This is a genomic window from Sulfurimonas marina, from assembly GCF_014905095.1.
Taxonomy (GTDB): Bacteria; Campylobacterota; Campylobacteria; order Campylobacterales; family Sulfurimonadaceae; genus Sulfurimonas; species Sulfurimonas marina.
This window is the reverse complement of sequence record NZ_CP041165.1, coordinates 1,464,876-1,478,827: the sequence shown is the minus strand read 5'-3', so window position 1 is coordinate 1,478,827 and position 13,952 is coordinate 1,464,876. Positions and strand designations below refer to the sequence as shown.

Here is a 13,952-nt window from a genome sequence, read left to right as displayed (position 1 = left end):
TCCCAAGGAACATTATGTTTGAAGTCGTTATCGGACTAGAGGTCCATGTACAGTTAAACACTAAAACAAAACTTTTTTGCTCGTGCCCTACGAGTTTTAATCATAAACAAAATACAAATACTTGTCCAACATGTTTAGCTCTTCCTGGCGCTTTACCGGTACTTAACAAAGAAGTTTTACACAAATCTATTATGCTTGGAACTGCAGTTGATGCAACAATAAATAAAACTTCATATTTTGATAGAAAATCATACTTTTATCCCGATTCTCCGTCTGCTTATCAAATTACTCAATTATATACGCCTATAGTTGAACATGGAGAACTTACAATCGATTTTGAAGACGGTTCAAATAAAACTATCAGAATTAACCGTGCACATATTGAAGCGGATGCAGGGAAAAATATCCATGACGGTGATATCTCAAAAGTTGACTTGAACCGTGCTGGTACACCGCTTTTGGAGATCGTAAGTGAACCGGATATGAGAAGTGCTGAAGAAGCGGTACTTTACCTGAAAAAACTACACTCAATTTTACGTTACATCGATATCTCAGATGCAAATATGCAAGAGGGTTCTTTTAGATGTGACGTAAACGTTTCGATCCGTCCAAAGGGTGATCAAAAACTTTATACTCGTGTAGAGATTAAAAACATTAACTCGTTTAAATTTATCCAAAAAGCGATAGAAGTTGAAGTTGTACGTCAGATCGAAGCTTGGGAAGACGGTGTGTATGAAAATGAGATCGTTCAAGAAACTCGTCTGTTTGATCAGGTAAAATCGGAAACTCGTTCTATGCGTGGTAAAGAGGAAGCGGCTGACTACAGATACTTCCCTGAACCTGATCTTCTTAAATGTGAAGTAACAGATGCAATGATGGAGGAGTTTACGAAAATCCCTGAACTTCCAGATGCAAAAAAAGAGCGTTTTATGAATGAGTATAAAATTAGTGAATACAATGCTTCTGTTATTACATCTGAAATAGAGATGGCACATTTCTTTGAAACTATGATGGCGATAGATGGTGTAAGTGGAAAAACTGCAACTTCACTTTTAACAGTTGAATTACTAGCTCGTCTAAAAGGTGAATTTAATATCTCTAACTCACCTGTTAATGCAGATAAGCTTGGAATGATCGCAAAACGCATAGACGACCAAACTATCTCTGGTAAAGCTGCAAAAGAGGTACTTGATTACCTTATGGAAAATGATGAAGATGTTGATGCTGCGATTGAGAAGCTTGGACTCAAACAAGTAACAGACACTGGAGCTATTGAAGCTATCTGTGATGAGATTATCGGTGCAAACCAAGATAAAGTAGAACAGTATAAATCTGGAAAAGACAAACTTTTCGGTTTCTTTGTAGGACAGGTTATGAAAGCAAGTAAAGGGAGTGCAAATCCTCAAGCAGTAAATGAGATCTTAAAACAAAAGCTGAGTTAATGCAATACTTTAATCGTCTTTTAGTAAATTTTGCATATTTTTTAAACTCTTCTGATGCTTATCAGAGAAAAAGACGATTTTTTTATAATTTACTTGAAAATGATGATTACAAGTATAAAAAGTACTTTGATCTTTTTATGATGATACTTATCTTTTCAAGTGTATCTATCCTCATTTATGAAGTAAAAAGAGATATTCACGATTATTTGAATATCTTTAATTCCTACATAATATCGTTTATCTTTTTTGTAGAGTATGTATTGAGACTCTGGATCCACAGTAGTATCTCCAAGGTTATCATTAACCAGGATGAGTACAGCGATCTTTTAGGGCGTGATTTTAGTTTATTATATGTAGTCAACAAAGTTTTTAAAGATAAGATGGAATATGTTTTATCGCTAAAAGCTATTATAGACCTTTTAGCGATTATTCCATTTTTCCACGAGCTGAGATTACTTCGTATCTTTATCTTATTTAGAGTATTTAAACTTTTTAGATATGCGAAAAGTTTCAGTACATTTGCATCGGTTTTAGCAACAAAACGTTTTGAGTTTTTTACCTTGGCGATGTTTGCGGCTATCGTTATATTTGTCTCTTCTGTGCTTATCTATGTAATGGAAGCAAATAACCCTTCCTCTCCGATCGATACACTCTATGAAGCATTTTACTGGTCGATTGTGACCATATCTACCGTTGGATATGGAGATGTGGTTGCCGTCTCTCCGGAAGGGCAGTTTGTTGCAATTATAGTTATACTTTCAGGGATCTCTGTTTTAGCATTTACAACATCACTTTTTGTTTCTGCATTTACAGAAAAACTTGAAGATATTAAAGAGGCAAAAGTAATTCAAGACGTCTCTAAAGAGAATGAAACATACATTATATGCGGGTATGAAAGTATTGCCAAAGAGGTTGCGAAAAAGCTGATAAATTCAAAGTTTAATGTCTTGGTTTTAGATGAAGTGATAGAAAGGGTTGAAGATGCAAAAAGGGATGGGCTTCAGGCTTTAAACTACGATCCGGGACAGGTGGAGAGTTATAAAAAACTCAATATCAATCTCTCAACACAAGTTAAAGCGATTTTATGTTTAAAAGAGGATGATGTTGAAAATGTCTATACGGCATTAACGGTCCGCTCAATTGATAAAAATGTAAAAATTATGTCCCTTCTCATGAATAGTGCAAATAGAAGTAAACTAATCTTTTCAGGAGTAGATGAAATCTTACATGACAAAGAACTTGTAGGACTTGTAGCACGTGAATACGTAGGACAGCCGGTTGCTTTTGAAGCTATCCACGCAATTCGTGCAGAGGATTCAAACATTAAAATTGAAGAGATCACTATTACTCAAAGGATTGTGGAAAATATATCAAAAGTGGGTGAGCTTGAAAATGTCGATTTTAGAGTTGTACTTTTAGGTATTCATAAAAGAGAGACAAAACGGTTCTATTTTAATCCAATAGATGAGACATTGCTAGAAGTTGGGGATGTATTATTTGTAATAGGAAACTATATATTTATACGTGAGTTTACAAAACATCTGATGGTAAAATCATCAAAAAAGGCATTTGATGGAAAATAGCAGTGTATTAATTTTTGGAAACAATGAGTATGGGTTAGAAATTGCTAAAAATGTAGAACATAAGTACTCAAATATTACAATTTTCGGTCTTGATGAGAATGAGGGTGATACTAACGATTTTCAATTTGAAAGATTTGACCTAAGTGATCACTGGGACGAGTTGCGGCAAAAGCATGATATGGATAACTCTATTATATTTTGTGCTTTAAAAGATGAAGCTCAAAATATATTTTTAACGATATCTTTACGCTCAGCCTTTGCTGATACTACCATCATAGCTTTGGCAAAAAATAATGAAGACTCAAACAAACTCCATATGGCCGGGGCTACAAAAGTTATTCCAATTGTTGAGACTACGGCAAACATCATTACAGATATGTTAAAGAAACCGATCGTAACACAAGTGCTGCACGGGATACTTTATGAAGACAGTGATCTACGTCTTATTCAGGTCGAGGTGCATAATGCAGAGTGTTTCGGCGGAGAGTATCCTGCGGATATCAACTGGAGTCGCGATCACGGTGTTTTAGTGCTTTCAATTATCCATCAAGACGGGACGCATGAGTTTATATACTCTTCAAAAGCAAAACACAATGAGATTACAAACGGCGATATTTTTGTTGTTGTAGGGTATGAGCAAGATATTCAAGAATTTAAAAAATTTATAGGTGAAGAAAAATGCAAAAGATAGCAGTTATAGGAGCTGGAAAATGGGGAAGTGCTTTAGCATACGCACTTTCACAAAAAAATGAGGTTGTGATCACTTCAAGAACTAAAAGGGAACTGGAAAATTTTGTTACTCTTGAAGAAGCTTTGAGCTGTGAATATCTGATTATGGCTATTCCGGTACAGCAGATCTCAACATGGCTCAAAGAGCATTTTACTTTTAGTGGACAAAAAGTTTTAGTAGTAGCTAAAGGGATTGAAGCAAGTACGGGAAAGTTTTTAAATGAGATCTACAATGAGTATGTGCCACAGGAAAATATTGCATTTTTAACTGGACCTTCATTTGCAGCTGAAGTGATTCAAGCATTGCCGACTGCATTAGTGGTTAATAGTAAAAACAAAGAATTAGCGTTAGAGTTTGCAGATATGTTCCCTGATTTTATCAAAGGGTATACCTCTGATGATGTTATAGGTTCAGAGATCGCAGGAGCTTATAAAAATGTAATCGCTATTGCAGCGGGAATATGTGAAGGTTTAAAACTTGGTAATAATGCGGCCGCAGCACTTACATCTCGCGGACTTGTAGAAATTGCACGTTTTGGAAAACAATTCGGAGCACAGGCTGATACATTTATTGGCCTTAGCGGAGCAGGGGACCTGTTTTTGACGGCATCTTCAACTATGAGTAGAAACTTCCGTGTCGGACTTGGGCTAGCCGCAGGGAAATCTCAGGAAAAGATCTTAGAAGAGCTAGGTGAGGTAGCAGAAGGGATAGGGACTGCCTATGCACTTCACGATATTGCCATAAAACATGAGTTGTATCTCCCAATTGCAAAAGAGGTATATGAGATGCTGGAGGGAAAAAGTCCTCAGGAGTCGTTAAAAGATCTACTCTCTAAATAAGAGGTTTATATACTATGAGTCATGAACATCATCACGAAGTTAAAAATTACAATCTTGCTTTTGGAGTAGGGATAGCTCTTAATATTATTTTTGTGATTATAGAGGTCATCTATGGCATAGCTGCAGATTCACTTGCCTTAATTTCTGATGCGGGACATAACTTTAGTGATGTTCTTAGTCTACTCCTTGCCTGGGGTGCGAGTGTTTTAGCTACTAAATCTGCAACGTTTAACAGAACTTACGGATTTAGAAAAGTAACAATTTTTGCTTCATTAATTAGTGCACTTTTGCTCTTTTTTGCATTGGGTTCTATCGCTATTGAAGCTCTGCAAAGGTTTAGAGAACCGACATCGGTAGAGAGCTTGACTGTCATTGTTGTGGCATTAATCGGATTTTTTATAAACACAGCTACGGCACTTTTATTTTTAAAAGGTCAAGAGAGTGATTTAAATATTCGGGCGGCATTTTTACATATGGCAGCTGATGCAGCGGTATCTCTTGGAGTGGCTTTTGTCGGTATAGTGCTTATGTTTACAAACTGGAACTGGTTAGATCCGCTTGTGAGCTTAATTATTGTCAGTGTGATTTTAATAGGGACATGGGGTTTGTTGCGCGATTCTGTTTTCTATGCTTTGGATTTTGTTCCAAGAGATATCGATACTCAGGGGATTGAACAGTTCTTTTTAGAAAATGAGAGGGTAGAGTCTATACATGATCTTCATATATGGGCGTTAAGTACTACTGAGATAGCATTGACTGTTCATCTGGTTGTAAATGATGAGCATCTGGACAATAGCTTTTTACATGAATTGGACCAACAACTCCATGATCGTTTCAAAATTGAACATGCAACGATACAAATCGAATCATCTATAGACAAATCTTTGTGCGAGCCCAAAAGTAGATGTGAATTTTAAAAGTTTTGTATACAATTGTAAATTAAAATTTTGGACAAAAGTTTAAAAAAGAGGGATAATATTTGGAAGAGAGCAATAAAGTATTTCAAAAGGTTTTCATAGCCGGTTTAATCGGTGCTATTGTATATTTTTTTGGAACACAGTTTTTTACTTTACAACAAAGTTTTTTGATTGGAATCGTAGCTTTTTTAGTGACACTATGGACAAATGAAGCACTCCCTTTGGGTGTAGTTTCTCTGATGCCTATTATATTATTTCCGGCATTTGGAATCATCTCGACAAAAGAGACTACGATCAACTATGCACATCCTATCATCTACCTTTTTCTAGGTGGATTTTTACTGGCTATTGCGGTGGAAAAAACAAAGTTACATATACGTATAACTGATAAGATTTTAAATATTTTTCCAGCAACTCCACGGGCGATGATACTTTCCCTTGCACTTACTTCGGGACTTCTGAGTTCAATTTTATCCAACACGACTACTACTTTACTCCTAATAACTATAGCATTGTTTATTACTGACAATACGCAACTAAAATTGCGCTTTGCACTTGCTATTGCATATGGAGCAAACATAGGTGGAATTCTAACACCAATCGGGACACCTCCGAACTTAATATTACTTGGAATTATGGAGAGTCATAAGATGGAAGCTATCCCGTTTTTTCAGTGGATGGTGATGGTAGCTCCTTTATGTCTGGTTATGATAGTAGCTATGAGTTGGTTGCTAGGTCTTGGTTTAAAAGATGTGGAGATCTCCAGAGAAGCGGTAGTTGATAAGTTGACGGTCGATCAGAAAAAAGTGACATATGTTTTACTTGCTTTAATCACTTTACTTATTTTTAATGCACCTATAAAGCCGTACTGGGATGGTTTGGGACTGAGTGAAAGTGGAATATTACTCGGGTTTGGACTATTGATGTTTCTTCCTCCGTTTAATATTTTAGAGTGGCTAGAAGATCACAATAAAATCCCTTATGCGATCATTATGTTGTTTGGGGCAGGATTCTCAATTGCAAAGGCGTTTGTTGAAACAGGTTTAGCCGATGAGATAGCTACCTATCTTTTAGATATGACGGCATTGCCACCATTGATCTTACTTTTTAGTATCGCTTTTATGATTACATTTTCTACGGAGATTACATCAAATACTGCATTGATCTCTATTATGTTACCGGTGATATATTCGGTTTCAGAACAAGCGGGGATAAATACGACACTTTTTATGATGGTTGCGACTTTATGTGCATCGTACGCATTTATGCTTCCAATTGCCACTCCTCCAAATGCGATCGCAATGAGTAGCGGAGCTGTTCGTGTAAAAGATATGATTCGTTACGGAATTGTACTTAATTTACTTGGTATATTTTTTATTGTGATGATAGCAGAGTATTTTTGGAAAGGTGTTTTTTTTAATTAAAAACGTGATAGAATCCAAAAAAAATTTAGAAGGAAAAAAAGATGATCGTTCATATAGTTATGTTTAAATTCAAAGAGGAAAACAAGGCATTAAACCTTGCTAAAGTACAAAATAAATTAGAAAATTTAGAAGTTTTAATAGATGAATTAAAAAGTATGGAAGTTGGAATCAACTTTACAGAAGCAGATCGTGCAATGGATCTTTCACTTTACTCAACTTTTGAGAGTGTAGAAGACTTGCAAGCATATGCAGTGCACCCGGAGCATCTTAAAGTTGTAGAGTTTATAAAAGAGGTAACTTTAGAGTCTAAAGTAGTAGATTATATCTTAGAATAGGTCTGACGTAAAAATAAAATAAAAAAAAGACTTAAGACGTCGGTTTAGTTTGAAACAGTTTATCCTTTTTTTAAGTTTGTGTGTTACTATATCATAGAATTTAATAAAAGGAATTATTATGAACAATCCGTCAAGCGAACCGACATTAGAAACTATTAGTGATTATGACACTCTAAAGGGTGAAAAGAAAAAAATCGTATGGGCGGTAGTTATTGCCGGCCTTATCATAGGCTCTGCATATGTTATTGCATCAAAAATATTTACAAATGCTGAAGACAATATTCAAGTTGAGCAAAAAATAAAATCAATACCGGTTAAATAAGAAGGTAAATTAATGTTAACAATTATCATTGGGGTATATAGTCTGTATGTCCTCCTCTCAATATATACAAGTGTAATGCAGATAGGTTATGTAAACCTGGCAAAAAGAAAAGAGGCTGTACTATTATCTCCTAGTGAGTTCTTAAAAGCGGGAAATTATTCTGTTAAAAAAGAGAAGCTTTCTATTTTAAACACATTTCTTGAGTTTCTTCTATTTTTAGGCTGGATCTCTTTTGGTATACAGTTTTTAGAGGGTCAGTTTTATTTTTTCCAGGATGAAGCGATAAAAAACATAGCGATCGTAATGGGCTTTATCCTTATTAACTATATCGTTGCACTCCCTTTTAACTATTATGAAAAGTTTGTACTCGATCAAGAGTTTGGATTTAATAAATCAACAAAAGCACAATGGATTAAAGATACTGCGATCTCATTCGTTATGACACTTCTTTTAGGCTCTTTAGTTGTATGGGGTGTATATTTTATCCTTAGCAGTTTTGAGCTTTGGTGGCTATGGAGCTTTGTATTTATATTTGCCATAATTATTTTGGTAAATATGCTCTATCCGACATTCCGTGCAATGTTTTTTGATAAATTAACACCGCTTAAAGATGAAAAACTAGATGCCGAGATCAAGAGATTAATGGATGAAACAGGTTTTGTAAGTTCAGGTGTTTTTGTAAGTGATGCTTCAAAACGTGATGCCAGATTAAATGCCTATTTTGGCGGTTTTGGAAAAGCGAAAAGGGTAGTGCTTTTTGATACTCTTTTAGAAAAGCTTTCAACAAGAGAACTTTTAGCGGTACTTGGGCATGAACTTGGACATTTCGCACACGGTGACGTATATAAAAATATCGGTATGTTGGGAGTAATTCTCTTTGCAATGTTCGCTCTTTTTGGAAACCTTCCTGAGAGTTTATATTTGGAACTAGGTTTATCTCAACAGCCTTATGTCGTTATGATCCTTTTTATGTTGGTGATGCCTGTACTTGGATTTATTATGATGCCTGTGATGGGATTTATAAGTCGTAAATATGAATATGCAGCCGATGAGATGGGAAGTAAGCTTGGCGGAAACGGCGGTGAGATAGAACTGGCAAATGCGTTAGTGAAACTTGTAGCCGAAAATAAGAGTTTTCCGTTGTCGCATCCGATCTATATCTTTTTTCACTATACGCATCCGCCTGTGATTGAGAGATTAAAAGTACTCGGAATGGATATTAAAGGTGTTGATAAAAGTTCATTAGAGGGAAAATGCGAAGCAAATATATAGTCAAAGAACTCCTTAAAGATATAAGTGCTCAATTAGCAGATATTGAGCGCTCACAAAGAGAAGCACAGCTGCTTTTGATGTTTTATCTTGATAAAGATGAACTTTGGCTTATCACCAATCAAAACTCTGAAGTTGAGATCGGTGATGATTTTTTTACTTTGGTTGAACGCCGTGCTAAAAATGAACCTCTTGAATATATTACAAACAGGGTCAGTTTTTACTCTGAAGAGTTTTATGTAGATGAGGGAGCTTTGATCCCAAGACCTGAGACGGAACTTCTGATCGATGAAGTGAAAAACCGTGTACCAGCTGACTCTAATTTTCAATTTGTTGAGGTTGGAGTAGGGAGCGGTATCATCTCTATTATTCTGGCACTTCATTTTAAAAATGCAAAATTTATAGCGGTAGATATCTCCCCTAAAGCTTTGGAAGTTACGAAGAAGAATCTTGAAAAGTTTGGTCTGCAAGATAGAGTTGAATTACGTTTAGGTTCACTTCTTGATCATGTAGATGAAGAGATCGATTATCTTGTTTCAAATCCACCCTATATTGCCAATGATGCACCACTTGAATCAAACCTTTCATATGAGCCTCAAAATGCACTTTTCGGTGGTGAAATCGGCGATGAGATTATTCAAGAACTTCTTGATGAAGTCTTAAAACGAAAAATTAAGTTTTTTAGTTGTGAGATGGGTTATGATCAAAAAGATAAAATACAGAATTATTTGAAAAACAAATATTACATAAGTTTAGATTTTTATAAAGACCTCAGTGAATTTGACAGAGGTTTTACCTTAAGGGCAATACAATGATCAAAAGAAATATATTTTTAGATTTTAGTTATTTATTAGTTATAGCTGCAAGTTTCGGCGGCGTTTTAGCACTTGGTGCAATAGTGGCACCTGTAGTATTCCATACAGATACAATGCTGGTGGGGATATTTTTAGACAATTACAATGCGGGAATAATTATGGGTGAGATTTTTCGCAGATTCTCTTACTGGATCTACTTTTTAGCTGCTTATGTATTTGTTTATGAAGCACTAATGTATAAGCAGGGACAACGTGATAACATTGCACTTATCAGCTGCTTTTTAACTATTGCGACAGCATTAATGTTCTCAGCCGTATATTCACCGAAAATTTTAGCTATGCAGGCATTAGGCACTGAAGCGACACAAAGTGATACATTTCAAAACATCCATATAGCAAGTGAAATTGACTTTAAAATTTTAGCGGTTTCTCTACTGGTACTCTTTATCCGCCGTTTGATGTTGCTACGTATCTCTTAACAGATTTTTAACACTTTTTCGATAGAATCTTTTTACCTTAAATACAGAGGCTAAAAAGATGCTATTTCTTAAAATTTTTATTCTATTTTTACTCTCAACTACACTTTATTCATATCCAAACTATTCAACTGCGATCAAAGAGAAAAAGATCTATCCTATGGGGAAAAAGATCTATGCTTCAAGATGTCGGCAGATAGATGTAAACCACTATAGCTCTTACGAGTCTTTACTCAAAGATATAGATGAAAAATCTTTATGCAAAAAATTAAATCCGAAACATCTCGAAGCTCTCTCTTTATATCTCTGGGATCTGCAACGCAGTGACGTACAAGAGAAACATTACGGTAAATTAATTGTATCTCATGAAGATAAGTGCCCGGTTTGCGGAATGTTTTTATATAAGTATCCTACTTGGATCTCAAAGATTCAGTACAATAATAAATCGTACTTTTTCGATGGAATTAAAGATCTTTTCAAATACTACTTTGAACATCAAAAAAACATACAAGAGATTTTAGTACAGGATTATTACACACAAAAAACGCTAGAGGCAAGAGAATCTTATTTTGTAATTGGCAGTGATGTATATGGACCGATGGGGAATGAGTTTATCGCTTTTGAAACACTCAAATCTGCAGAGAAGTTTATGGTTGATCATAAGGGGAAGAAGATACTTAAATTTGATGAAATTACTGAAGATACGGTGTATGATTTAGATGATTAGTTTTAACTCCCAGCTCTTTGTGTATGCTCTACATACGCTTTTTCGTTTTTTTACCAAAAACCTTTTTATAGTTATTGTTTATACACTCCTTGTGATGTTGCTCTCCTCTTTGTTTTTGATACAAACAAGCATCAAACAACAGGTTGATAAAGTTACGGCCCAACATCCAGATATCGTACTGCAAAATCAAAAAGCGCAAAGATATACAACCATAGATGATACAAATCTCAATAAAATATATGAGATCTACGGTGTAAACGATGTACTGGCTCGCGTATACGGGGAGTATGAATATAAACAAGCTAACCTTAGTTTCAAGATAGTGGGCGTTGATATATTTGAAACACAAAAAGAGCCATATCTTGAAAAGTTACTCAAAGAAGATGAATTAAGAATAGGGGAGATGTTCCTCTCACAAGATTTAGCTAACCTTTTTGAAAAGAATTACTACAAAGATGAGTTTAATTTTTTACAACCCTCTTTAAAAGTTAAAAAGATGGTTATCGCTCAAAGCTTTAAGAGTGATGCTATAGATAAAAGATATCTGGCAGTGATGAATAAAGATGATGCTAAAGTGATCTTTGGATATAAAGCAAACGAATTTACAGATATTGCTATATATCTTTCAAACCAAAACGAACTCATAAACGTGATTGCACAACTGCAACAACTCTATCCAAATGCAAAAGTAGTTACAAAAGAGGATGAACAGACAAAAGTTGAGATGCTGTTTGATTATGACAGCGGGATATTTATCACTCTGTTTATCATCTCTATTTTTACCTTTTTTATGATCGTATATGACAAAACAAACAGTGTAAGCAGCAGTGAAAAAAGGGAGATCGGGATACTTAAAGCTTTAGGATGGAGAGTTGAAGATATTTTGCGTGTGAAGATATATGAAGCAAGCATTATCTCAATCTTCTCGTATATTTTTGGTGTGGTTTTGGCTTTTGCATATCTTTACTTTTTTGATGGCTACTACTTAAGAGATATCTTTTTAAATATAGCAGGGGTAGAGCAGATAGACTCTTTAGACTTAAGAGTAGATCTGCAACCTTTAGCTATCGTATTTTTCCTAAGTGTCCCTGTATATATTGCCGCAACTATTATTCCGTCGTGGAAGATAGCAACACAGGATGCTGATGAGGTGATGAGATGATCCAGTTAATTGATATTAATAAATCGTACAAAGATAAAATTGCTCTCAAAGATATAAACCTCTCATTTAAAGAGGGTGAGCTAATTGTTCTTAAAGGGGTAAGTGGCAGCGGTAAGACAACCATCCTCTCTTTAATCTCGGCACTTTTAAAACCGACAAGCGGTGAAGTAATAGTAGATGGAAAAAAGCTTGCCAAAATTGCGGACCATTTTGCAAGTGAATTTCGCCGTGACAATATAGGGTTTATTTTTCAGAGATACAATCTTATTCCAAATATGAGTGTGGCTGAAAATATTCTTCTTCCTCTGCGACCGTTAAACCTTTCAAAAAAGGAGTTGCAAACAAGGCTGGAGAGGTTGCTGGATATGTATAAACTCCAAGAGTATAAAGATAATTATTCCCAAAACCTCTCAGGCGGACAGCAGCAGCGTGTAGCGATTGCAAGAGCTATTGTAAACAACCCGAAAATAATTTTGGCGGATGAGCCTACATCAAATCTGGATAGAGAACTCTCTTTAGAGTTTATTGAGCAGATTAAGGCCCTTAAAAGTGAAAACAAAACAATTATTATCGCTACGCACGATCCGCTCTTTTTTGAACTTGATTTTGTCGATCGCATTATAGAGATCGAAAATGGACAACTAAAAGCATGAGTTTAACACCTGAAGTTTTAAGTATATATATCGTTGATATACTATTTTTGTTTTTTGCTTCACTCGCTTTTTATCTGAGTCTAAAAATTACACTGAACTACGATCGAAATAAAAATACACAGCAGCAGTATGAGCTTGAGAAAAAAAGCTACTTAGCAGCGACAATTATCAAGTTTATTTTCTTTATTAAGATCCCTATGTTTGTCTTTTTTGTCTTTACTCTTGATAAGATCTCAAACATCTTAGTAGGTGCTATGTGTGCAGCCGGAGTTGTCAATGCAACTGAGTACGGCGTGCCGTTACTAATACTAAAAATGTTAAATCTTTATATATTTGCGTTTTGGATCACACTCAATAGTGAAGATATGAAGTATGAAGAGCAAAAATATTTCCGTGTTAAATTTTTACTTTTTATCGTTGCTTTTGTACTACTGTTGATTGAGATTATTACAGAGATTGTGATGTTCTCAAATATAGATATAAACAGTGTTGTAGATTGTTGTGGTGTTATCTTTTCAGTTACAGATACCACATATATCTCCGAGATATTATCAAAAGATATCTTCTTAGTAGCTCTTTTTTATGGAAATTTTCTCCTCTTAACCCTCTTTTTCTTTTTGAAACAAAGGGTGCTTTACGGGGTATTGAATCTTCTGTTTGTGATTATATCTCTATTATCGCTTATAGCGTTTTTTGGTACCTATATATATGAGCTTCCGACACACCATTGTCCGTTTTGTTTATTGCAAAAAGATTATGGTTATATTGGCTATTTTTTATATATCTTTTTATTTTACGGAACATATTACGGTCTCTCTCTTGCATTCTTAGAATACGAGAGCAAAGAGTTGAAAAGAAGGTTTAATCTCTCACTGCTATTTAACTTAATATATCTTATTTTAGTGAGTTATTTTGTGGTTGGTTATTATTTTAAAAACGGGGTATGGCTCTCTTAATTATTATTAGGGCCGAATTTATCATTCCACCACTCTTGTGGAGTGTATGTAGCTGCTTTTATGCTCTCTTCATCAAACGGATACTCAAAACTGTCGCAATAGTTCATAATAGTCTCATACGCTTCATTTATCTGCATACTCATCTGTGTAGCACGTTCAGGATTCTCTTTATGTTTATCTGGATGCCATTTTTTCATAAGGAGTTTGTATTTTTGTTTTATCTCTTTAAGGGAGGATTTTTCACGAAGACCAAGGAGTGATTTGGCCTTCATAAGTTTTTCAAAGGAGGAGTTCAAGAGTAA

At 35.1% G+C, this 13,952-nt stretch carries 16 protein-coding genes; 15 read left to right on the top strand and 1 reads right to left on the bottom strand.

Going from position 1 to position 13,952, the window contains the following annotated elements; genetic code table 11:
- Nucleotides 1-14 precede the first annotated feature (14 nt).
- The 15 genes from gatB (at nt 15) to FJR03_RS07485 (ending at nt 13,650) form a co-directional block, all read left to right on the top strand.
- Nucleotides 15-1,442 (top strand): Asp-tRNA(Asn)/Glu-tRNA(Gln) amidotransferase subunit GatB, encoded by a 1,428-nt coding sequence (gene gatB, locus FJR03_RS07555; protein ID WP_193112923.1) that lies wholly within the window; start codon nt 15-17, stop codon nt 1,440-1,442.
- Nucleotides 1,442-3,025 (top strand): ion transporter, encoded by a 1,584-nt coding sequence (locus FJR03_RS07550; RefSeq protein ID WP_193112922.1) that lies wholly within the window; start codon nt 1,442-1,444, stop codon nt 3,023-3,025. The genes gatB and FJR03_RS07550 overlap by 1 nt, the downstream gene beginning before the upstream one ends.
- Nucleotides 3,015-3,716 carry an NAD-binding protein gene (locus tag FJR03_RS07545; protein ID WP_193112921.1) on the top strand — a complete coding sequence of 234 codons (702 nt, stop codon included), beginning with the start codon at nt 3,015-3,017 and terminating at the stop codon, nt 3,714-3,716. The genes FJR03_RS07550 and FJR03_RS07545 overlap by 11 nt, the downstream gene beginning before the upstream one ends.
- Complete coding sequence (locus FJR03_RS07540) at nt 3,704-4,594, top strand: NAD(P)H-dependent glycerol-3-phosphate dehydrogenase (RefSeq protein ID WP_193112920.1); 891 nt, start codon at nt 3,704-3,706, stop codon at nt 4,592-4,594. Before FJR03_RS07545 ends, FJR03_RS07540 begins: the two co-directional genes overlap by 13 nt.
- A 14-nt stretch (nt 4,595-4,608) precedes the next feature.
- On the top strand, nt 4,609-5,511 hold the full coding sequence (locus FJR03_RS07535) for a cation diffusion facilitator family transporter (RefSeq protein WP_193112919.1): 903 nt from the start codon (nt 4,609-4,611) through the stop codon (nt 5,509-5,511).
- A 62-nt stretch (nt 5,512-5,573) separates the two neighbouring features.
- On the top strand, nt 5,574-6,935 hold the full coding sequence (locus FJR03_RS07530; RefSeq protein ID WP_193112918.1) for an SLC13 family permease: 1,362 nt from the start codon (nt 5,574-5,576) through the stop codon (nt 6,933-6,935).
- Between the two features lie 41 nt (nt 6,936-6,976).
- Nucleotides 6,977-7,270, top strand: a complete 294-nt coding sequence (locus tag FJR03_RS07525) for a Dabb family protein (protein WP_193112917.1) — start codon at nt 6,977-6,979, stop codon at nt 7,268-7,270.
- A gap of 118 nt (nt 7,271-7,388) precedes the next feature.
- Nucleotides 7,389-7,592 carry a hypothetical protein gene (locus FJR03_RS07520; protein ID WP_193112916.1) on the top strand — a complete coding sequence of 68 codons (204 nt, stop codon included), beginning with the start codon at nt 7,389-7,391 and terminating at the stop codon, nt 7,590-7,592.
- A 12-nt stretch (nt 7,593-7,604) separates the two neighbouring features.
- Complete coding sequence (locus FJR03_RS07515; protein WP_193112915.1) at nt 7,605-8,864, top strand: M48 family metallopeptidase; 1,260 nt, start codon at nt 7,605-7,607, stop codon at nt 8,862-8,864.
- Nucleotides 8,846-9,676: a peptide chain release factor N(5)-glutamine methyltransferase gene (prmC, locus tag FJR03_RS07510; RefSeq protein ID WP_193112914.1), complete on the top strand. Its 831-nt coding sequence runs from the start codon at nt 8,846-8,848 to the stop codon at nt 9,674-9,676. The genes FJR03_RS07515 and prmC overlap by 19 nt, the downstream gene beginning before the upstream one ends.
- On the top strand, nt 9,673-10,155 hold the full coding sequence (locus FJR03_RS07505; RefSeq protein ID WP_226962099.1) for a DUF4149 domain-containing protein: 483 nt from the start codon (nt 9,673-9,675) through the stop codon (nt 10,153-10,155). Before prmC ends, FJR03_RS07505 begins: the two co-directional genes overlap by 4 nt.
- 58 nt (nt 10,156-10,213) lie before the next feature.
- Nucleotides 10,214-10,879, top strand: coding sequence for a nitrous oxide reductase accessory protein NosL (locus FJR03_RS07500; protein ID WP_193112913.1), 666 nt, complete (start codon nt 10,214-10,216; stop codon nt 10,877-10,879).
- Nucleotides 10,872-12,041 carry an ABC transporter permease gene (locus FJR03_RS07495; RefSeq protein WP_193112912.1) on the top strand — a complete coding sequence of 390 codons (1,170 nt, stop codon included), beginning with the start codon at nt 10,872-10,874 and terminating at the stop codon, nt 12,039-12,041. Before FJR03_RS07500 ends, FJR03_RS07495 begins: the two co-directional genes overlap by 8 nt.
- The gene (locus FJR03_RS07490; protein ID WP_193112911.1) at nt 12,038-12,694 is read left to right on the top strand and encodes an ABC transporter ATP-binding protein; all 657 of its coding nucleotides are present in this window, start codon (nt 12,038-12,040) and stop codon (nt 12,692-12,694) included. The genes FJR03_RS07495 and FJR03_RS07490 overlap by 4 nt, the downstream gene beginning before the upstream one ends.
- On the top strand, nt 12,691-13,650 hold the full coding sequence (locus FJR03_RS07485; protein ID WP_193112910.1) for a hypothetical protein: 960 nt from the start codon (nt 12,691-12,693) through the stop codon (nt 13,648-13,650). Before FJR03_RS07490 ends, FJR03_RS07485 begins: the two co-directional genes overlap by 4 nt.
- Here the strand turns inward: FJR03_RS07485 and FJR03_RS07480 are convergent.
- Nucleotides 13,647-13,922, bottom strand: coding sequence for a J domain-containing protein (locus FJR03_RS07480; RefSeq protein ID WP_193112909.1), 276 nt, complete (start codon nt 13,920-13,922; stop codon nt 13,647-13,649). The genes FJR03_RS07485 and FJR03_RS07480 overlap by 4 nt on opposite strands.
- Between the last annotated feature and the right edge of the window lie 30 nt (nt 13,923-13,952).

Coding starts and splice junctions, on each gene's coding strand:
- gatB (WP_193112923.1), top strand. CDS start 15: ATGTTTGAAGTCGTTATCGGACTAGAGGTCCATGTACAGTTAAACACT.
- FJR03_RS07550 (WP_193112922.1), top strand. CDS start 1,442: ATGCAATACTTTAATCGTCTTTTAGTAAATTTTGCATATTTTTTAAAC.
- FJR03_RS07545 (WP_193112921.1), top strand. CDS start 3,015: ATGGAAAATAGCAGTGTATTAATTTTTGGAAACAATGAGTATGGGTTA.
- FJR03_RS07540 (WP_193112920.1), top strand. CDS start 3,704: ATGCAAAAGATAGCAGTTATAGGAGCTGGAAAATGGGGAAGTGCTTTA.
- FJR03_RS07535 (WP_193112919.1), top strand. CDS start 4,609: ATGAGTCATGAACATCATCACGAAGTTAAAAATTACAATCTTGCTTTT.
- FJR03_RS07525 (WP_193112917.1), top strand. CDS start 6,977: ATGATCGTTCATATAGTTATGTTTAAATTCAAAGAGGAAAACAAGGCA.
- FJR03_RS07520 (WP_193112916.1), top strand. CDS start 7,389: ATGAACAATCCGTCAAGCGAACCGACATTAGAAACTATTAGTGATTAT.
- FJR03_RS07515 (WP_193112915.1), top strand. CDS start 7,605: ATGTTAACAATTATCATTGGGGTATATAGTCTGTATGTCCTCCTCTCA.
- prmC (WP_193112914.1), top strand. CDS start 8,846: ATGCGAAGCAAATATATAGTCAAAGAACTCCTTAAAGATATAAGTGCT.
- FJR03_RS07505 (WP_226962099.1), top strand. CDS start 9,673: ATGATCAAAAGAAATATATTTTTAGATTTTAGTTATTTATTAGTTATA.
- FJR03_RS07500 (WP_193112913.1), top strand. CDS start 10,214: ATGCTATTTCTTAAAATTTTTATTCTATTTTTACTCTCAACTACACTT.
- FJR03_RS07495 (WP_193112912.1), top strand. CDS start 10,872: ATGATTAGTTTTAACTCCCAGCTCTTTGTGTATGCTCTACATACGCTT.
- FJR03_RS07490 (WP_193112911.1), top strand. CDS start 12,038: ATGATCCAGTTAATTGATATTAATAAATCGTACAAAGATAAAATTGCT.
- FJR03_RS07485 (WP_193112910.1), top strand. CDS start 12,691: ATGAGTTTAACACCTGAAGTTTTAAGTATATATATCGTTGATATACTA.
- FJR03_RS07480 (WP_193112909.1), bottom strand. CDS start 13,922: ATGAAGGCCAAATCACTCCTTGGTCTTCGTGAAAAATCCTCCCTTAAA.